The sequence below is a fragment of the Bradyrhizobium zhengyangense genome (genome assembly GCF_022012555.1).
GTDB classification, from domain to species: domain Bacteria; phylum Pseudomonadota; class Alphaproteobacteria; order Rhizobiales; family Xanthobacteraceae; genus Bradyrhizobium; species Bradyrhizobium zhengyangense.
Window position 1 is genome coordinate 272,406 of sequence record NZ_JAKLTZ010000008.1, and the last position, 19,243, is coordinate 291,648.

Consider the following 19,243-nt stretch of genomic DNA (forward strand, 5'->3'; position numbering starts at 1 on the left):
CATTGGCTCTTGCGGGAGTTCGCTGGACACGCCCACGCTTTCTCTTCCACCAAATGAAGCCGCAGGCAGGTAATACCTCTAAGCCCGAACCCACACCCTTTCAAGCTCGATCGAGCGAGCCGCCGATGCAATCAGCGAGATACCGCGCCGTTCGACTTCGAGAGTCGGCTGCAACCTGCTCCGGCGTACCTACCGCAACAATCTTGCCGCCCTCGTCGCCGGCCCCCGGGCCGATGTCGATGATCCAGTCACTGGCCGCGGCGACAGACATGTCGTGTTCGACGACGACGACGGTGTTTCCAGCCTCAACGAGCCCGCCAAGTTGCTTCATCAGCTTCGCCACGTCCGACGGATGCAGCCCTGTCGTCGGCTCGTCCAGAACATAGATCGTACCCCCTCGCTGAGCCCGCTGTAGTTCGGTGGCAAGCTTGACACGCTGCGCCTCCCCTCCCGACAGCTCCGTGGCAGACTGGCCAAGCCGGATATAGCCCAAGCCGACCTCGCTGAGGACACCCAGCGATCGCCGCAACGACTCGTCGGCGGAGAAGAACTTAAACGCTCCGTCGACGGTCATTCTAAGCACGTCGGCGATCGAATTGCCGCGAATCTTGATCTCCAGCGTCTTGGCGTTGTAGCGAGCGCCCTTGCAGGTCGGGCAAGGCGCATAAACGCTGGGAAGGAAGAGCAACTCGACACAGACGAAGCCCTCACCTTGGCAGGTTTCGCATCGCCCTTTCGCGACGTTGAACGAAAACCTGCCGGCATCGTAGTGCCTGACGCGCGCCTGCTTCGTGGATGCAAAGAGCTTGCGGACGTGGTCCAGCAGGCCTGTGTAGGTTGCAAGGTTCGACCGGGGCGTGCGCCCGATCGGCTTCTGGTCGACAACGACGAGACGCTTGATCTGGTCGAACCCTTCGGTGATCTCCCCACCCAGGGTCTCAATCGGGGCTTCGAGACCGTCATCATCGTCGATGACGTCCACGCGCTGGCCCAGGCCGTCGCTGATCGTGTCCACCAGGAACTGGCTTATGAGACTGGATTTTCCCGATCCTGATATTCCAGTGACGCATGTGAACACGCCAAGGGGAATGTCCACGTCGACGCTATCAAGATTGTTACGGGCCACTCCCCGCAATTTCAACCAATTGGCTGCTGAACGCGTTTTTCTGATGCGCTTCTCGGCCTCACCAAACAAATATAATCGCGTTCGCGACGCCTTCACGTCGGCGAGGCCCAACAGCGGTCCGCTGTACAGGATCTGGCCGCCGTGCTCTCCGGCGCCCGGCCCGACGTCGACAATCCAGTCCGCTCGCCTGACAACGTCAAGCTCGTGTTCGACGACGAACAGCGAATTGCCGGCAGCCTTGAGACGGTCCAACGCGCGCAGCAGCGCCTCGGTATCCGCCGGATGCAGACCAGCCGAAGGCTCGTCCAGTACGTACACGACACCGAACAGATTTGATCGAACCTGCGTCGCCAGGCGCAGCCTCTGCAGTTCGCCCGGGGACAGCGTCGGTGTGCTACGTTCCGACGTCAGATAGCCGAGCCCGAGATCGAGCAATACGTCAAGGCGCGCGAGCATGTCCTCGAGGATCCGCCGGACCACCAAAACCTTTTCGGGATGGTCGCCGGAGGCGGCGCCCCCACTGAGCGCATGCGATCGCAGAAGTTCGTTAAAGCCTTTGAGCGGCAACCGCGAGATGTCAGCAATGTCCATCCCGGCGAAGGTGACCGACAGAGCCTCCGGCTTCAACCGCTTACCCCCGCAGACAGGGCAGTACGAGCTCGAAAGAAACCGCGATACCCGTCGCTTCATCATTGCGCTCTGCGTCGTGGCGAAGGTCTGCAGGACATATTTTCGGGCTCCCGTGAAGGTGCCTTGGTAGCTCGGCTCCTCCTTGCGCTTCAGAGCCCGCTTCGTCTCGGCTGCTGTGTATCCGGCGTAGACCGGCACGGTCGGCTGTTCATCAGTGAACAAGATCCAGTCACGATCCCGCTTCGGAAGCTCGCGCCATGGCCGGTCCACGTCGTAGCCAAGGGTCACCAGGATGTCCCGGAGGTTCTGGCCCTGCCAGGCCGTCGGCCATGCGGCCACGGCCCGTTCCCGGATGGTGAGGGAGTCGTCGGGCACAAGCGTGCGTTCGCTGACCTCATGGACCCGGCCGATGCCATGGCAGGTGGGACAGGCACCCTCGGGCGTGTTCGGCGAGAACGACTCCGCATAAAGCAAGGGCTGCTTGCGCGGATAGTCGCCGGCACGAGAATAGAGCATACGCAGCAGATTGGACAACGTGGTCACGCTGCCGACGGACGACCTCGTGGTCGGCGAGCCGCGCTGCTGCTGCAATGCCACCGCGGGTGGTAACCCCTCTACTGAATCCACCTCGGGCACTGCCATCTGGTGAAAAAGCCGCCGGGCATACGGCGAGACTGACTCGAGGTAGCGACGCTGGGCCTCTGCATACAGCGTCCCGAAAGCCAAGGACGACTTTCCGGATCCGGAGACGCCGGTAAACACCACGAGCGCATTGCGAGGAATCTCGACCGAGACGTCCTTGAGATTATGCTCTCGAGCTCCGCGAACGCGAACAAAGCCGCCATCTGCGATGTCTCGTCCGATTACGGAGCTGACCAGCTTGTTCATGCGACCTCCCTAGGCGCTCGCGAAAGCCGCGGCAGCTCCGACATGGGAAAGTCCCTACGAAACAGCCCGTTCCTTGCCCGTCGGTTGATTCATTTGGCTCTTTGGTCATTCCGGAACGGGTTGCGTGGTCCCGAGCTCTGAAACATCGCCACAGCTACGATAGCTCCAGAGCATTTCCCAATGCGGCCCCAGCCGCCGTATTGTCGAAGATGCACCACGTCTCGGCTCCCCGAAGGCGAGCGCTTTCGAGACGCCGCCCCAGTGAGAAAAGGGCCTGGCGGTCGTAGTCGGAATAGTACATGCGGGGGGACCCGTGCCAACGGAAATAGGCCAGACCGCGCCAACCACCTGGCTCTCCGGAGCCCGGCACCCTAGCGGGATCCGCTGCCACCCGCGCGACGCGTCGTTCAATCAATCTGCTTTCGACTTCCTCAGTGAACCAAGTGGCATTCCGCGGCTCGACCGCGACCATGGCATCGCTGCATCCGTTGACCAAGTCGAAGAAGCTGTCGAATGTCTTCGCGTCGAATGCGAGCTTCGGCGGCAGCTGAATGAGCCACGTCCCGAGTTTCGATCCCAAGCCCGCAGTTTCAGCCGCAAAGATTTTCAGGATTTCATCGCAGCCGACCAGGCCCCGATCGTGGGTGATTTCTTCCGGGAGCTTCACAGAGAACTTGAAGTCTTCAGGCACCGAACTCGCCCAGCGCTCGTATGTCCTTGGTTTGTGCCTTCTTCGGAAAGAGGAATTGATCTCGACGGCGTTTAGACGTCGCGCATAGCGTTCGAGATGACTTCCTGGTGCTGGAAGTCCGCCGGCATAGCGTTTGTCGATGCTCCACCCGGCCGTACCGATCCGCAGCGCGGGCCCTGCTTTGGCCCGACCTCGCCGACCACTCGCTAAGGCACTCATGATGAGCGCCGCGACATGATGCCTCTCATCGTCGATAGCCCAAGCAGCCTACGATAGGCGACAAGGTTCTCCATGTCTGGCAGACTATTCCTGAGCTAATCGTACCTGTCGAAGATGCCCCGTCCCTGAGACGCGTGCTCGGCAAGCCTTTCCCACTCCTCAGCGAGCCGAAGCCAGGCGTTCTTGTCCGCTTCGCTTCCGGCCCGTGCCGCCAGGTGGCGACTCCTCCGCCTTGCTTGTGAATCGGTCGGCATTCGATGATGACACCACGTTTCCCTCCGTCCGATAATGGAGAGCGGCACGTGTCGTTCCTGATGACAGCCCACGTGCCTGGATCGTTGCTCGGAGCTCGCGCCCAAGAATACCGTCCCGGAGTGCCAGGTCTGACTTAGGAACAACCGTTTTGCCGTATGCTTGGTTAGGGACATATGGCCAATCGGCTCAACATCTGGGCCCGGAGTTCTAAAATGCTTTTCTGGTATCCCGCCCTGACGCTGATGATGGACGCCATGCAGGTCATCGACATGCGCCTGAAGCTTATCGCGGCCGGGAAAGGCACATCTGAAGAGATGTTCCTGATGGTGAACGAAAAGGTCAACGCGATGGCGGAAGCCCGCAACATTCTCATTCAAGGCGGGCATTCGGGTCACGTGATTGACAACTATCGCAAGACAGTGGCGGCCAATGTCGTGCGGCTATCTGCCTAGGCTAGGCACGTTAAGCGATCGGCGTCGCGGAGCGCTCAAAATTCCTCAACAACGATGACAGCCGACGCTCGCGGCAGCGGGCCAGTCCAGTCTCTTGCCTCGACCGCCGCACGTTCCGTCAACGTCCGAGAGCCGCAATCGACAGTTCTTATTCGCGGTCGATTGCTCGCACCCCCTCCTCTTGCGAGGGCCGGGCAACAGGCAGTGGAAGCGACCGTAAGGAAACCAAGCGCCGGGGATAACGCAAGTCGGCCAGGAACCGGTGGGTCCCAAGACGCTTGCTTTGTTAGACGTAGGAGGACGGCATGGACGCCAGCGAAACCGCAGCGATGACGAAAGCGTCCGCGCTGACGGCCTTCGTGTTGGGACTGTGGTTCGCCCGTCGGCGTTGAGATGACGTTGCGACCGGTGGGTTAAGGTTCCCTTTTTCTCGGGAGCACGCACGGGGCCGCTTCGACTCGGAGAGGATTGCAGCGCCACCGTCCAAGCCCCAGACTCTGTGCCGGCCTTTTGCCGCGCGCGCGTTTCCGAGTCCGCCGCCCTGAGGAAAACCGGATCTCGGGATTCAGGAATTTCCCCAGCGAGGCACGAATGGGAGGTTCCGGTGCTGCGAACCGTGCAATCAGCGACCATCGGCTGCCCGAGCGGAACGACGATCCCCCATGCGACTTGATTCTCCGAACGTCGCCAAATCGGAGAACGATCATGAGAACAATCTTGGTCATCACCTGCCTGTCCGTGCTCGCGCTGGCTTCACCGGCGGAAGCCAAAGGATGTATCAAGGGCGCCATCGTTGGCGGCGTCGCTGGCCACATGGCGGGCCATGGCAAACTTGGCGCTGCGGCGGGATGCGCGGTCGGACATCACGAAGCCAATAAGCAAAACCCGAATAATTCGAACACCCAGGCTCCATCGGGGCAGAAGTAGCGCGGGGCACCTCTGGGCCGCGCCATGAAGATCAGATCGCACTCCGAGAGCCACCTCGTCGAGCTTGAGGATGGCTCGCGCTGGCGAATTTCCCCGGCGATCTCGATCTGGCGCTGAACTCGAAGCCCGAGACGGAAATCGTCGTCATGCCGGCCGACGATGATCTGAGTTCTCAGCTGGTCGGCGGAGACGCAAAGGTCCGCGTGATCGCGGGGGCGAAAGCTGGCCGTGCGTGAGGTCAAGTCGGCGTTGAAGGAAGGGTAGGACCGGGCTCCGCCAATTCAGCGGAACGAGATCCGGAGCGATCGAGACGCGAGGCCGTCGTCGGATCCGAATGCGGAATCCGCCGCGCGTCGAGCCGTCGACGATGCCAAGCGCGCGCTGGGCGACCGTGGACCTTATGTTGGAACGACGGCGCTCCAGACCTCAACCGGCGCATGGGTGAAGAACACACGCTACGCCGAGTGGTACGTGTCGCTCGATAGTTTCAGTCATGGAGGATCTCGAATTGCCTAAAGCAGCCATTTTCGATCTTGACGGCACGCTTCTGGACTCGGTCGATCTCCACGCGCTCGCTTGGCAAGAAGCGATGGTCAAGTTCGGTCACGACGTCACCTTCGAGCAAGTGCGCAGCCAGATCGGGAAAGGCGGCGATAAGCTGATTCCCGTTTTTCTGTCCGAGCAGCAGCAGAATGAACACGGCAGAGATCTGGAGGAGTGGCGCGGCAATTGGTTCAAGTCGACTTATCTGCCCCTTGTCCGTCCCTTCTCGGCTGTTCCGAAACTCCTGCAGCGCGTCCGCGAGACCGGTCTCCGCGTCGCCGTGGCTTCCTCGGCGAAGAAGGATGAACTGAAGAAGTACCTCGACATCGCGGCCATCTCAGGTTTGGTAGACGTCGCGACGTCCTCAGAAGACGTCGACGAATCCAAACCAGCCCCGGACATCTTTGAGGTCGTGCTAAAGAAGCTAGACATCGAAGGAGCCGAAGCGGTCGCGATTGGCGACACGCCGTACGATGCCATCGCGGCCCGCAAGGCCGGAATCCCGACGATCGGCGTCCTCTGCGGCGGATTTACCGAACATTCGCTGCGGGAGGCCGGGTGCGTCGAAGTGTACTCAGGACCGAGCACCCTCTACGCACGCTTCGACGACACGGCGCTCGCAAAGTAGAACGGTGGACGACGCTCGACGGCTATTCCTGAGGCGGTTGTCCATTGGAGGCGGATACGCCCCCGTCGACCGCGACGTTGGCACTGGTCATGAAGCTCGCGTCGTCGCTTGCCAGGAACACGATGACCGCGGCGACTTCCTGCGGTTCGCAGACGCCACCCAACGAGATCCGCTCGGCGAACTTTGCCAGCAGCTTCTTGTCGTCCATCATATCTTCCGTCATGCCGGTTCCCGTCAGGCTGGGACAGACCGCGTTCACGCGGATGCCCTTCTTGCCGAGGTCCAGGGCGAGGGCACGCGTCAGATTGACCACGACGCCCTTCGCCGCGTTGTATGGGCTCATGCCCCAATCGCCGCCGATCACAGAGACCGACGCCGTGTTGACGAGCGCGCCCCTGGTCTTTTCGAGGTGGGCAGCGACGCGCGGCAGCCATAAAACACGCCATCGATGTCGGTCGACATGACCTTCCGCCATTTCTCGTCAGTGATTGAAGCGGGATCTTCACGGACGCCGGCGTTGTTCACGATGACGTCTAGCCGTCCGAAGGGGCGGACGACGGCCGCGACCATTCCATCGACGGCACGCGAATCCGACACGTCGGCCGTCTGAACCATGACCTGGTCGGCAGGCAGGCTCTGGCCACCTTTTCGAGTGAGGCTTCCTCGCGGTCGACCAGCGCCTTTCGCGCCCTCCGTAACGAAGCGGCGCGCTGTCGCTTCTCCGATGCCGGAAGCCCCTTCAGTGACTGCAACGACCTTGCCGTGGAACCTGTCGGCCATGCGAAACTCTCCTGCTGCTTTCAATTCTACCGTCGCCGCGACGGTCGGGTCATAATTCCCGCCCGATCCGGCTTTTCAGGAACGATGCTCGAGACGATCGATTGTTGGAGGAAACCCCGAAATGAAGGATTGGACCCATGGATCTGACCGGCAAAAAGATCGCCATTCTCGCCACGAACGGTTTCGAGCAGGCCGAGTTGGAAGTGCCGCAAGAGCGCCTGAAGCAAGCTGGCGCGACGGTCGATGTGGTGTCGCTCGCCGTCGGCGAGATCAAGGGCTGGGACCAGAAGGATTGGGGTCGGCCCGTGAAGGTCGACAAGACGCTCGACGAGGCGTCGGCCGCCGACTACGACGCGATCGTATTGCCTGGCGGGCAGATCAATCCGGATCTCCTGCGCGTCGAGCCCAAGGCGCTGAAGTTCATCAAGGATATCTTCGATGCCAAGAAGGTCGTGGCGGCCGTCTGCCACGCCCCATGGCTTCTCATTGAGACCGGAATCGCAAGAGGTCGCAAGATGACGTCCTTTAGGTCGATTAAGACAGACGTCGCGAATGCCGGTGCGAAGTGGGAAGATGCAGAGGTCGTCGTTGACCAGGGCATCATCACCTCGCGCAACCCGGGCGATCTCGAGGCCTTCTGCGCCAAGATCGTGGAAGAGGTCAAGGAAGGTCGGCACACCCAGCGCAGCGGGGCATGAGACGAGCGCCCAACTATCGGACGAGGCGGGCTCGGAAGCACGCGTCGCAATCCTCGAATCCGGCGAGGCAGCATTCACGACACTCGCGAAATTCGCCCACGACGCTAGAATCCCGGCGGCATCGCTTACGGCCATCGGCGCCTTGAAGGGGCTGCGCTCGGAAGCTCAATCCAGCAAGTAGCACGTCCTTGGGATGCAGCCACCCTACCGCCGACGGAAAATCTGGCCACGCTCCGCCGCGAGCGCGAGTTCCGCCTATTCGCGGGCAAGCTTTGCCCAGCCCTCGCGATCGACAGCGTTGAGGCTTCGAGATGCCTCTTCGCGGCAGGCCGCCGCCTCTTTGTAGAATTGCTGAGCGGACGATGTCATCTGCGCATAATGTGAGAAATCACCAGGTAGGTCGATCTTCATAGGTGCCTCGCGCGATTTAGCGCCCGAGTGGGGCTGAATGTCGCGATCAGAAAGCGAACCACGCCAATACCGCAATGATGGGGACGATCGCGATGCCGAAAATAATCAACGGCGAAGGTTCATTGCCTGTACGGTCACTCATCGTAGGCTCCTTAAAAGACAAGCCCCGCAGCGGCGGCGCCACGGGGCTCTCAGTACCGACATCTCAGGGGGCGGAGATGCCAGCACCTCAAGGAACCAACGGCTGGGTGCCAGCCTCGTTCCTATCGGGGGTCAGTGCGGCTTTTGCGGCTGATCGCTCTGCGGCCTTACTGCCATATTGCTGTCCGGCATTCTGTCTCGCCCCTGATCGCCGTTGTCATCCTTCCCGCCGGACGTGGACGTGCCGCTACCGCTGCGCGAGCCTGGTGACATGCCAGTCGTGCTGCGCGGATCCGCGTTCGGCGCTGTCGAGCTGGCCGCGGGATCACCGGTCACCGCTCCTCGTCCGCTCGGAGCGCCGCCTGATTGCGCCGAGGCACCGGCAGTCGAAAGGACGATCAGGCCTGCTGTTATCAACGGGACTATTTTCACGGCGAACCTCCAGAGTTGTTGCGCTCAACCGGCGCCTGTGTCGTCCGTTCCTATCGTCGCGCCTTCTTCTTTTCGCGGCCTTCTTCTCGACCCGCACGCCCTTGTATTTTTTTGGCAGCCTTCTTGCCCTTCGCGGGCTTCTTGACGCCTATGAACTCGCCGGAAGCCTTGTTGCGCTTGCTCGCGCTGCTCCTCGATGCCCTCGCGGGCCAACTCTCGAAAGTCGTTCAGCCCCTCGGGCTCCTTTTGAGCAGGAGGCTTTTTTAGGTAGATCCTTTTCTCTTATGTCTGCCCCTTTCGGAGCGCCTGCTCATTCATCAGCGAGACGATTGAGGTGCTCCCATAGACGATTGAATACTTCACGTTTTGCTTCATCCATAGCCGAGTCGCGGATCAGCGCCGCCTCGGCAGCATCCTTGCGAAGCTTTTCAATGGAGGCTTGATAATCCTTCACGTTATTTCGGCGGCTGCAAGCCAGGCGAATTGATCCAGATCGCAGCGCGGGCCGTGGTGTCAGCCTGTCCCGCCTTGCGAAGCAGCTCGTCTTTCTCTGCGCCAGGCGGGAGAGACGACGCCTTTTCTCGCGCATCCTTGGCGAACGACGCGAGCCGATCTTTGAGCGATCTTGTTTGCTTGAAACGACGCCGACTTGCCATGGCGCGCTCCTATCCTTCGAGGAAGGCGGGAGCGCTACCGGCGTTCTCATCACAGATAAAAGCCACGGACCGGGCTGTGATAGAACACAGACTACCATAGTCCAGAAACGGTTTCGCTATCGAAGATTGAATTCGCAGGGCGAGAGAATCGGCTCAAATTACTCAAAATGTGCACTTCACGACGTTTTCGATCCGAGCATTCCATCGCAGCCATCCTGATACGGCTGCGATGTCCGCAGTCAAAATGCGAAGAACTCCACCGGAGCATGGAGCGTCTTGGATGTCATTGGTGATCCCATGGCGTTCCTCTTGATTGGATCCTCCTGCGAGAGCTCTCGTTCGAGCCGCTCGCGGAGGGACCGCCAGAATTCCGGTGCGAGCTTCGCGGCCATGACCTCGACGACCGCGATATCGTCGCGCTCGGTCGTGTCGCCGCTGCGCCACAGGCCCTTTGCAGGGGCCCGGATGTAGCTGGTAGCCCCGCCGAACTCGTCGGTCAGCTTCTGCAGGAATTTGTCGAACCATTCCTTGGAAACCGGCTCGCCCTTGCCGGTCTCCTTCGGCACGAGGATCTGCACGACGTAGGAACGGTTCATCAGAGGGACCTAGCCCGGCCGTCGGCCGGCCAGTTGGCGAGAAGCGTTTCGGTCGTGACGCACTCCACCTGCTGGCCGAACCGGTTCATGTAGATCTTCATCATGGAATCATGCGTCTCGTCGGCCGAGCTGCAAAGCGCATCGACGACGAGGATCACGCGGAAGCCCCAGTCGACCGCGCCCAATACGGTTGCGAGGACGCAGACGTCGGTTTCGCCGCCTGTGACGATGACGGTTTCGACGCCGGCTTCGCGAAGTTGCGCATGCAGGCCGCTCCCTGTCCAAGGCGAGTAGACGTACTTGTCGAAAGTGCGCGCGGGCGGGACGAAGCGGGCGAGCTCCTGCACCAGATCGACCATTTCCGGCCCGAGCCGGTCGATAGTCATCGAACTCCAGCGTTCGTAGTAGCGCCGCCACATGCCGGCGCCCTGGCCTGGGCTTTGCGCCGGGATGAAGCGCGTGAAGATTGTCCGCTCGGGATGGGCGGAGGTGATCGCGACGACGTTCGGCAGGACGCGCGGCAGCCACGGCATCGTCCAATCCGTACCTCCCGCGAACATCCGCTGCATGTCGACGCAGAGATGGACTGCGTTCCGGGGAGCGCCGTAGTGGAGTTCGTCACCCTTCGTCATGGACCTGTCCTCAAAAGCCAGCTCCAACGGAGGTGTAGCGGCTTGGTTCCTCCGGCTTGCCACGGGGCTATAGCGAAGGATGCGTTTTTGATATCCATCAGGCAGGATGACTCTGCCACTTGTCCGCCCGCTCGCACCACGTCCATGACGCCGCATCTGAATGCAGGGTCCGTTTTTATCGGCACACGACCTGCCTTTTTAGGCCGGTCCTGAAGCGATCGATGAGCACGCAGGGCGTCCGCAGGCCCGTCAGCTCGACGATCGCGTACAATGCGTGTGCCGAGCGGCATCTTTTCAAGGTCCGGGTGGCATCGCCGTCGACGCCGTTCCCCTTTCATCAGCGTAATATGGTCTGCACCGGCTTGCTGAAGCCGCGTCCGCCCCCTTCATGGTCAATTGGACGAGCAGCACCTCGGGCACCGTGATTCCCGCGTCTCGGATCCAGTCGTAGGCCCGTTCTGGATGTTCCATGAGGATGGGCTGGGCCAGATCGAGGCAGACCCCGCAGGGGCTGAAATTCCGCGGAGTCGTCGCGCCGTCGAAGGTCGCCAGTTCGCCCGCGAGCGCGTACCAGCGGAACTGGCCGACTTCCGGCTCGAAGATGCTGATGCCGGCGGAGTGAGCCCCGCAGATTTCCATGCCGAGTTTGACCAGCCGGGCAGCACCTCATCCGGATGGTCGGACATCACCCAGCAAGGTTCTGAATGGCAAGTTTTTCGCGCAGGAAGTCAGGCGCGGCAGTCTGGCGGTCGGCGAGCTGCTCCGTGATGAAGACGGCGGCGATCGGATCGGGAAGCCGGACCTGCGATCGCATGACACACGCCCGGATTTGTCGATAGCACATCGTGACACTATCAGGCCGCCCTTACCAGCAAGTCCGCAAGCAGATCTCGCCGCTCCCGGCTAAGGAACGTCGGGGGTTCCAGCCCGTTATCAGGCGCCGTTCGGAACCTACCCTACCCGGAGCGACGCGGACACTAGCAGCCTTCGATCCTCCCTCCTTGGCCGAGCGCCCGGGCGGGCGAGCACTTTGATGACTTAGTTCTGCGCATGAGAGACTGTCCCAGAATGTTTGGAGAACCATTCGAATGGATGCGGCGATCGAACCGAAGGTTCAGAGGCGAAAGACGTTCCGCGTCCGCAACTTTCTCTCGACGCTGGGACCAGGCCTCATCACCGGCGCGTCCGACGATGATCCGTCCGGGATAGGCACCTACAGCCAGGCCGGCGCGCAGCTTGGGTTCGGCATCGGTTGGACCATGCTGCTCTCTTACCCCCTCATGGCTGCGATCCAGGAGATCTCCGGACGGATAGGGCGAGTGACCGGCCACGGCATCGCGGGGAATGTATGCCGGAACTTCGGCGCAGCTTGGGTCTGGAGTCTGGTGGGACTGCTTTTCGTCGCCAATACGATCAACATCGCCGCCGATCTCGGCGCGATGGCGGACGCGCTGAAGCTTTTGATCGGAGGTCCCGGCATCGCCTACGTGGTGCTGTTCGGCACTCTGTCGGTCCTCGCCCAAATCTTCTTCAATTACGACCGGTACGTGTCCGTGCTGAAGTGGTTGACGCTTAGCTTGTTCGCGTACGTGATCGCTCTCGCCGTCGTAAAGGTGCCTTGGGAGGAGGCGCTGAAGGGCGTCCTAATCCCCCGCGTAAGCTGGGACGCTGCGTTTTTGACGACGCTCGTCGCCATTCTCGGCACGACGATATCGCCTTATCTCTTCGTCTGGCAGTCGTCGCAAGAAGCCGAGGAGCAGCGAATCGACGCCGACAAGAAGCCTTTAAAGAAGGATTCGTCTGACGCACCGGAAGAATTCCGGCGTATCCGGCTAGACACGATGATCGGCATGGCCTTCTCAAACCTCATCGCGCTTTCCATCATCGTGACGACCGCGGCGACGCTTCACGCCCAGGGCAAGACCGACATCGAAAGTTCGGCGCAAGCGGCGGAAGCCTTGAAGCCGATCGCAGGTCCTTTCGCCGAGCTCATCTTCGCGCTCGGCATCGTCGGGACCGGACTGTTGGCGATCCCTGTCCTGGCCGGCTCAACCGCATACGCCATTGGCGAAGGGCGTCGCTGGAAGGTCGGTCTGTCCCGTAAGCCGAAGGAGGCCATCGCGTTCTACTCCGTGCTGGCACTTTCGGGGTTCTGCGGTATCGGGCTCAACTTCACCCCGATTGATCCGATCAAAGCCCTCTATTGGAGCGCTGTGGTCAACGGAGTGCTGGCCGCGCCTGTGATGGTCCTTCTGATGGTGCTCGTCCGGCGACCGAAGGTCATGGGCAAGCTTGTCGTCACCGGGCCCTTGTACTGGTTGGGCTGGGCGGCGACCGCCGCGATGGCTCTCTGCATCGTTGGCATGGTCGCCACGATGTTCATGGGCTCGTCGTCTTAGAACTTGAGTGTGGTCCTGAGGCCGAACACCGAAGCGTTCTTGAGAATCTTCCCCGCCAGCGGGCCGACGGGTAATGTTGCTCCACCGCCGGGGTGGACGATGTATTGAAAGTTCGGCTGTACCGTCCAGCCATCCCTGATCTGATACTGATAGACGGCCGTCAGCAATCCTTCGAAGCTTCGGATCGGCCAGCTTGGATTGACCAACGTCCGGTAGTCGGCGTCGAGCGCCTGCGCCCGTTTTGAGACATGCGCACAACCCGCGGCGATCCCGAATTTGTCGTAGGGCCGGTCGTCGCGAAGGCCGATGAACTCGAGGCCGGCATCGGCGTAGAGATCGATCAGGTTGCGATCGGCGGGCGCGCCAGCGGCCCTTGCGAAGAGACCGATCCCACGATCGTCGCTGTGAGGCACCCGGTAGATCTGTTGCTCGAACACTGCCCAGCCACCGATATCTCCTGCCAGCAATAGAGGCTCCGCGCTAGTGCCGGGAGCGGCGAACGAGACGCCATTAGACGCGAGCTGTTGATCGGCGAAAGAGCCGAAATGGCGCCAGCCGCCCAACTTGACCTGGCCGGTCAGGTTCGGGTCGCCCTTCTTGTTGTTCCAGGCGTACTGGATTTGACCTAGAAGCAACGGCGGATCGTTGACGCGAAAATTCACGCCGTAGCGATTGCGCTGCTGCGGGTCGCCTGAGCCGGGTCCGGCTTGGTCGCCGTCGAAGATCCCGCCCAGAAGCGAAAGTTGGTCAGTCACGTTGACCAGCAGCCTTGCGCCCATAGCCGCCAAAGGTGGCGACGGTCCGCCGCTGGGAAGATCGAACGAGGTGATCGCGGGCCAACCCATCGAGGCGTTGGTGAACACGTCAGTATATTTGGTGTTGAAGAATTCGCTGTCGGCGGCAAGCTGGCCGACTTTCAACGAGACTTTCTTTGCGCCCCATTGCTTCTCGAAATAGGCTTCGTAAAGTCGCGTCGACGGCAAGGCCTCGATGCCGCTGACGACGAAGAAGTTCTGAAGATTACTGCGCGATAGACCGTCGCCATGGATCTGGAACATGTTGGCGTGAAAAGTGAGCTTGTCGATGCCGACGAGCTTCTGCAGGTCGACATCCACCGCGACGTTGAGGCGACCTTCGTAGATAGCGCCCTGTTTCAGGCCGCCGGTAGCGTTACCAAACGCCTCGCCTATGTAAGTGGCCGCGAACTTCACGCCGTACTTCTGCAGCGGATTGGGCAGAATGCCGAGCGTCTTTTCCTCCACGGTGCTCTCACCCGTGTCCGGATCGGCCGGCTTGTCGTCGTCGGTCTTCTTGTCCTCCTGGGCCGCGGCGCCAGCTGCCAGGAGCATGACTACCGACATCGAAAGAACGACCTGCCTATAGGCTCTGTGAGGTCTCGACACGCGACTTCCTGATCTCGAAGATAGCCTTACGAATTGCCCGATATTGCAAGGTAAGTCCACCGTCGAGCCAATTTCCAAAAGGTCGGTCAGACCAACTGGCCTATCGCAATCGTTAACGGCACGCGAAATGTTGGCTATGATGGGGTCTTCCCTTCTGGGGGCATTCATGTTCGATCCGACAACTACTGCGCTATGCGCGCGGTCTTAAACGAAGTTTGCGAGAGCGTTTCGCACCGCGAGATCGGAGCGCGTACCCATGTTGCCTCAAAGATACTGGAGGCTGCTACCAAAGGTGAGGTATCGCTGGAAGAACTCAGGCAGGTAGGCCGTGATGCCCTTTCGCGCGCACCCACGATGTCGCGCTGATCGGTCGAGGCGGGCGTGAATTTCCAGGTCACGGTGCTGAAGATCCTGGTGAGCTATTCGGACGGCTTCGCCCTCATGGAAGACCTCAAGCGCGACATGGCCATCCTGGCGACCAGTGGCCGCGAATGGGCGGATCGAACCAAGCGCCTCGCCGCCCGGGTTCCGGATCTCGACATCTTTTCACAAGGGCTGGTCGAACGCATCAGCGGCGGATGGCAGATCACGGCCAATGGGAGGGCAGTGCTCGAGTTCATGGAGGCTCGCCCCGCCGCGCCCGAACCGATTCAGGCGCCTTTCGTCGAGGAGGCTACGGCTCCGATAGTCACTCCAAACCAGCTTCGTCCCCTGCCTCAGCCTACTGACCGTGCCAAGCGGCGGCGCGAACGCCGCGAACGTCGTCGCGAGGCGCGCGAACGGGCGAGGGCGAACGCCTCCTGAGGTGATATCGAGGTCAAAAAAGAAACCGCCGGCTGGGCGCGGCGGCTTGGTTAGTCCCGGACTGTCGATTGTCTCCCCAGCCCTAAGCGTACCGCCGTTACCTTGTTTCCGGCCATGCCCGCCCGACTACCGAACGCGTTTCGATTCGGAGATGGGGTTGCCGGGTTGTGCACCAGGCTCTTACAAAGTCGATAAGGCGCGAAACGATGTGGACGTGAGCCGAATCCGCGCGGTATCGCCACCCGCAACCGCTCCGCCGGCCCGGAAGCGGTCGATGAGGACGCAGGGCGTCCGGAGGCCGGTCAGTTCTGCGATCGCCGTGACGAGTCGATCGCGGTCGCTGTCCTTGGCGGCCTAGAGCACGCGATCGGCCGCCGCCACGAGGGAGCTGCAGTCCATCGCACCTTGGAGGGCATGTTGGTCGCGCCGAGGCTCACCTCGCGAGGGGGAGACTCGCCCCGTTCCTTGTTGTCCGGGAGACTAAGGCCCAGCTTGAGGGCGGCGAGCATGTTGCAGACGGGTCGTCCGCCAATCTCCGCCGCCATGCTTCCCGGACCTGAGGGACATAAGAGAGCGAAGCCGGGAAGGCGGCGATGCCGCCGACGTGGGCGGCGATAGAACCGGACGTGGACGGTTCAGCGGAGTACTCAGGGCCGTTCCTCCGTGCCTTTGCGGAAGGATTCGCCAGACCTGTCTGTCCTGCTTTCGAGCGTTCTTGATCGCGAGAGCGCCGGACGAGCAACTAGGAACGATCTAACCAAAGGCGAGTTCGTCCTCGAAGCAGTGTCCAAAAATAAGCCCAAGAGGATGAACATGACACGATCGGTGGATGAGCTACGACGCGAGTCCGAGCGTAACCGGGCGGAGCTGGCGGCCACGGTCGACCGTCTGAAGCAGGGACTATCCGACACGAAGCAGGATCTGCGTGACATGGTCACGCCTCAGCGAATTAAATCGGAAGTGTCGGACTATGTGAGCGACACGGCTCAAGGCTGGGTCAAAGAGCTCAAACAGAAAATGATGAATAACCCGCTGGGCGCGGTCGCCGCGGGTACCGCGGTGGCTGTGCCGCTGCTGCGATTGGCCCGAGGGGTGCCCCTGCCGCTTCTCATGATTACTGCGGGCCTCGCTCTTACCTCCAAGAGCGTGCGCGACCGGGCTGCTGAAGCGGTGTCGCCCGTGATGGATGGAGCTAGTCAGTTTATCGACGAAACTGCCGAGAGGGTGCAGGAAGCGAAAAGTGGGGCGCAGGCGAAACTCTCCGAGTCCCAAGGGCGGGCCGCTGGTGCGGTCAACGATGCCATGGATGCGGCCAAGACATCAGCCGACAACCTCAAGGCTCGAGCAACGGAGGCCGCAGGGGCGATCGGTGACAACATCACCAGAGGGATGGATGCCATCAAGGATTCGGCGAACGCCGCTCCAGAACAAGCGCGTCAGATCATCGGTGATAATGCCGCGCTGATCGGAGGACTTGGCATCGCCATCGGCGCAATAATCGCGGCGGCCCTGCCGGAAACGAAGTTCGAAGACCGGACGGCCGGCCCCGCCAGCGATAGCCTGAAGCGCGCTGCAGGCGAAGCAGCTGAATCCGGTTTGGAGGCGACCAAGGATGCGACGTTGTCGGCCGCCGATGCCGCGACAAGGAGCGTGAGTGAAGCCGATCTGGGGCGGCACGCGAGCCGTATGACCCGGAATCTGGCCGACAACCTCAAGGAAGCGGCCGCAGAAGTTGTCGACGCGGCGTTCAGCCCCTCCCGAAATTCTAGCACCTGAGAGATACACCATGAGCGATTCAGACGTCATCAAGCCGGCCAACTTCAACAAAGGTAAGAGCAACTCCTCCATCGGTCTGAAGGAACAGATCGGCGATGCAGGGGCCGAGATAAAGCAGCGCGCCGGAGAAGCCCTGCAGGCATCGGCGGACATGGCACGGGACAAGTTCAGCGAAGCCACCGATGCAGCCAAGAACGTCGCCAGCGGCACCGTCGACCAGATCCAAGAACGGGCACGAGAACAGCAGCAGACCAGCGCCGATTTCATCCAGCGCTTGGCCGGAAACTTCCGCCAGGCCGCCGGCGCATTCCAAACTGACGTGCCATTTGCCGCACGCGGTATCAACTCAGCCGCCGATTATGTGGAAGACGCGGCCGCAAAGGTTCGCGACGGCAGCTTTCGCGACCTCGTCGACGGTGCGACCGATTTTGCGAAGCGACAACCCGCGGCTTTTCTTGGCCTGTCTGTCTTGGCTGGGTTCGCCGCTGTACGGTTTCTGAAGGCTTCGGGAGGCAGCTCGACCGCGCAGCGGACGGGCTCGGCGACAGGCGCGGAAGCTGGCTCATCCGGCGGCCGAGCCGCTTATGCGAGCAAGGACTTCGGTGGCCAGACCTCTACGGGATCACCGACCGGACAGCAGCAGAAGCCACCTTCGCAGGACGGCAGCGCATCATGAGCATCGAGCACGACATCGAAACGGGGAAAAGCGATCTTAGCAACATTTCGGGCCTTGTCGGAGATGCGCTGGTTCAGGTCACGAAGCTTTTCCAGAATGAGGTCGACCTGGCGAAGGCCGAACTTGGCGAAAAGGTGCAAAGGCTCGGCAAAGCATTTGGACTTTTGGCCGGGGGCGCCGTCCTTGTCATCCCGGCCATCGTCATGGCGTTGTTCGCCCTGGCATCCGCGTTGATCAACGGGGGGTGGTCGCCAACATTAGCCTACCTGACTTCCGCGATTGTCGCCGCTGCCATATCGGGCGCTTTGTTTGCCATGGGCATCAAGCGGCTGGACGCGCGCAGCCTGGCTCCGCGGAAGACCATAAGGCAGCTTGAAAAGGACAAAGACACCGTGAAGGGAATGATGCGATGAGCGGCCCGCAAACCGGCTTTTTTGATAGTTTCCTTGCTGCAGCCCGAGAGAACCCGCTTTCCGCCGCGCTGATCGGCGGCGGAGCACTTTGGCTGATGCTCGGGGACGCGAAGTTGAAGGGGGCTGCGCGATCCGCGGCCACCGTCGCATCAGACGTCGTCGGCGCCGGTGCGACCAATCTGCGGGCTGCAGCCTCGGGCTTGCAGCGGACCGCAGCTCCTCCGACCGCCCCGGACATGGATCATGAAGGGAGCGGTTCGCGCGGGACGGTAGATACAGCCGCCGATACTGCGGTCGGCTCGATGTCTGATGCAACGGACAGCGTCCGCGACCGCTCCGACGAAGGCGTGGCTTACGCTCGCGAACAGTTCGCCCAGATGGGAAGTCCTCTACCGACAGCAGACACCTTGGCGAAAGCTCAGTCTTCAATCGGCGACGTCATGGAGAAACAGCCCCTGGTAATCGGCGCCGTTGGCTTGGCGATAGGCGCAGCACTTGCGAGCGCATTTCGAACGTCTCAGATAGAAGACAACTACATCGGCGAGGTCAGCGACGAAGTGAAGGATGATCTGAGCAGGCGCGGATCCGCCGTGTCTCAGGCGCTGCGCGAAGCTGCCGATACGCTCGTGGCCGAAGCGAGCGACATGGGAGCCGAGGCAGTCGATCGGATGAGGCAAGCGGGGACTGATGCCACCCAGGCCGCGAAGGAAAAGACCAAACAGTTGTGAGAGTTGCCGGCCCATGCTTCCGACCTCTCGCGCAACCACGATCCCCCGTTTGGAAAATTAGGAGCCTAACATGAGCCGCGGAATGCCATCCATGACTGCCCTTTTGGGCATGCTCGCAATCGCGGGTTACCAAAATCGCGCAAGTTAGCGGACATGTTTCGCAAGGCTACCTCCGGTGGGAAAGGCTTGCGCAGGAACACGTTGCCGCCGGACGAGGCGCGACCGGCGAAAAGCCGATGGCGTAGATAACCCGCAATCCCGGATCCTGCTTGAGCGTTCGGCGATCTGCCATCCATCGACGCTTCCCAGCAGTTGCACGTCGGTGATGAGAACATCGGC

Annotated in this window: 19 protein-coding genes and 3 pseudogenes; 12 read left to right on the plus strand and 10 right to left on the minus strand. The window is 61.4% G+C overall.

Annotated elements, in window-relative coordinates:
• Nucleotides 1-100: 100 nt before the first annotated feature.
• Nucleotides 101-2,644 carry an excinuclease ABC subunit UvrA gene (uvrA, locus tag L6639_RS28320; RefSeq protein ID WP_237864887.1) on the minus strand — a complete coding sequence of 848 codons (2,544 nt, stop codon included), beginning with the start codon at nt 2,642-2,644 and terminating at the stop codon, nt 101-103.
• A gap of 154 nt (nt 2,645-2,798) precedes the next feature.
• Entirely contained in the window at nt 2,799-3,554 is a 756-nt protein-coding gene (locus L6639_RS28325) for a DUF72 domain-containing protein (protein WP_128962296.1), read from the minus strand.
• Between the two features lie 467 nt (nt 3,555-4,021).
• On the opposite strand from L6639_RS28325, the gene L6639_RS28330 reads away from it, so the two are divergent.
• From L6639_RS28330 to L6639_RS28340, 3 genes are all read left to right on the plus strand, one after another.
• Entirely contained in the window at nt 4,022-4,261 is a 240-nt protein-coding gene (locus L6639_RS28330) for a hypothetical protein (RefSeq protein WP_237864888.1), read from the plus strand.
• A gap of 705 nt (nt 4,262-4,966) precedes the next feature.
• Nucleotides 4,967-5,188 carry a hypothetical protein gene (locus L6639_RS28335; RefSeq protein ID WP_237864889.1) on the plus strand — a complete coding sequence of 74 codons (222 nt, stop codon included), beginning with the start codon at nt 4,967-4,969 and terminating at the stop codon, nt 5,186-5,188.
• 493 nt (nt 5,189-5,681) lie between these two features.
• Nucleotides 5,682-6,359 (plus strand): HAD family hydrolase, encoded by a 678-nt coding sequence (locus L6639_RS28340; RefSeq protein ID WP_237864890.1) that lies wholly within the window; start codon nt 5,682-5,684, stop codon nt 6,357-6,359.
• Between the two features lie 22 nt (nt 6,360-6,381).
• Here the strand turns inward: L6639_RS28340 and budC are convergent.
• Nucleotides 6,382-7,139 (minus strand): annotated as a pseudogene (gene budC / locus L6639_RS43510) (meso-2,3-butanediol dehydrogenase).
• Nucleotides 7,140-7,276: 137 nt separating this feature from the next.
• Between budC and L6639_RS28355 the strand changes: the two are divergent.
• Nucleotides 7,277-7,837 (plus strand): type 1 glutamine amidotransferase domain-containing protein, encoded by a 561-nt coding sequence (locus tag L6639_RS28355; protein ID WP_237864893.1) that lies wholly within the window; start codon nt 7,277-7,279, stop codon nt 7,835-7,837.
• Nucleotides 7,838-8,092: 255 nt separating this feature from the next.
• Here the strand turns inward: L6639_RS28355 and L6639_RS28360 are convergent, their stop codons facing one another.
• The 6 genes from L6639_RS28360 to L6639_RS43115 form a co-directional block, all read right to left on the minus strand.
• Nucleotides 8,093-8,248, minus strand: a complete 156-nt coding sequence (locus L6639_RS28360; protein WP_237864894.1) for a hypothetical protein — start codon at nt 8,246-8,248, stop codon at nt 8,093-8,095.
• A gap of 883 nt (nt 8,249-9,131) precedes the next feature.
• On the minus strand, nt 9,132-9,275 hold the full coding sequence (locus L6639_RS28365) for a hypothetical protein (RefSeq protein ID WP_237864895.1): 144 nt from the start codon (nt 9,273-9,275) through the stop codon (nt 9,132-9,134).
• A 441-nt stretch (nt 9,276-9,716) separates the two neighbouring features.
• A complete protein-coding gene (locus L6639_RS28375; RefSeq protein ID WP_237864896.1) occupies nt 9,717-10,073 on the minus strand; it encodes a hypothetical protein in 357 nt (118 codons plus the stop codon).
• Nucleotides 10,073-10,705 carry a cysteine hydrolase family protein gene (locus L6639_RS28380; RefSeq protein ID WP_237864897.1) on the minus strand — a complete coding sequence of 211 codons (633 nt, stop codon included), beginning with the start codon at nt 10,703-10,705 and terminating at the stop codon, nt 10,073-10,075. The genes L6639_RS28375 and L6639_RS28380 overlap by 1 nt, the downstream gene beginning before the upstream one ends.
• Nucleotides 10,706-10,999: 294 nt before the next feature.
• The gene (locus L6639_RS28385) at nt 11,000-11,344 is read right to left on the minus strand and encodes a hypothetical protein (protein ID WP_237864898.1); all 345 of its coding nucleotides are present in this window, start codon (nt 11,342-11,344) and stop codon (nt 11,000-11,002) included.
• 46 nt (nt 11,345-11,390) lie between these two features.
• The gene (locus L6639_RS43115; RefSeq protein ID WP_276576251.1) at nt 11,391-11,519 is read right to left on the minus strand and encodes a hypothetical protein; all 129 of its coding nucleotides are present in this window, start codon (nt 11,517-11,519) and stop codon (nt 11,391-11,393) included.
• Between the two features lie 274 nt (nt 11,520-11,793).
• Between L6639_RS43115 and L6639_RS28390 the strand changes: the two genes are divergently transcribed.
• Entirely contained in the window at nt 11,794-13,104 is a 1,311-nt protein-coding gene (locus L6639_RS28390) for an NRAMP family divalent metal transporter (protein ID WP_028150869.1), read from the plus strand.
• Here L6639_RS28390 and L6639_RS28395 read toward each other — a convergent pair.
• Nucleotides 13,101-14,465 (minus strand): carbohydrate porin, encoded by a 1,365-nt coding sequence (locus L6639_RS28395; RefSeq protein WP_237864933.1) that lies wholly within the window; start codon nt 14,463-14,465, stop codon nt 13,101-13,103. The genes L6639_RS28390 and L6639_RS28395 overlap by 4 nt on opposite strands.
• A 208-nt stretch (nt 14,466-14,673) precedes the next feature.
• Between L6639_RS28395 and L6639_RS28400 the strand changes: the two are divergent.
• From L6639_RS28400 to L6639_RS43735, 7 genes and pseudogenes are all read left to right on the plus strand, one after another.
• Nucleotides 14,674-14,873 (plus strand): annotated as a pseudogene (locus tag L6639_RS28400) (hypothetical protein).
• A 15-nt stretch (nt 14,874-14,888) separates the two neighbouring features.
• Nucleotides 14,889-15,311, plus strand: coding sequence for a hypothetical protein (locus L6639_RS28405; protein WP_237864899.1), 423 nt, complete (start codon nt 14,889-14,891; stop codon nt 15,309-15,311).
• A gap of 813 nt (nt 15,312-16,124) precedes the next feature.
• The gene (locus tag L6639_RS28410; protein WP_237864900.1) at nt 16,125-17,087 is read left to right on the plus strand and encodes a DUF3618 domain-containing protein; all 963 of its coding nucleotides are present in this window, start codon (nt 16,125-16,127) and stop codon (nt 17,085-17,087) included.
• Between the two features lie 10 nt (nt 17,088-17,097).
• Complete coding sequence (locus tag L6639_RS28415) at nt 17,098-17,763, plus strand: hypothetical protein (RefSeq protein WP_011090757.1); 666 nt, start codon at nt 17,098-17,100, stop codon at nt 17,761-17,763.
• Nucleotides 17,760-18,176 carry a phage holin family protein gene (locus tag L6639_RS28420; RefSeq protein ID WP_237864901.1) on the plus strand — a complete coding sequence of 139 codons (417 nt, stop codon included), beginning with the start codon at nt 17,760-17,762 and terminating at the stop codon, nt 18,174-18,176. Before L6639_RS28415 ends, L6639_RS28420 begins: the two co-directional genes overlap by 4 nt.
• Complete coding sequence (locus L6639_RS28425) at nt 18,173-18,904, plus strand: hypothetical protein (protein ID WP_237864902.1); 732 nt, start codon at nt 18,173-18,175, stop codon at nt 18,902-18,904. Before L6639_RS28420 ends, L6639_RS28425 begins: the two co-directional genes overlap by 4 nt.
• Nucleotides 18,905-18,974: 70 nt before the next feature.
• Nucleotides 18,975-19,081: pseudogene (locus tag L6639_RS43735) on the plus strand (YidB family protein); the annotation flags it as partial.
• Nucleotides 19,082-19,243 lie beyond the last annotated feature (162 nt).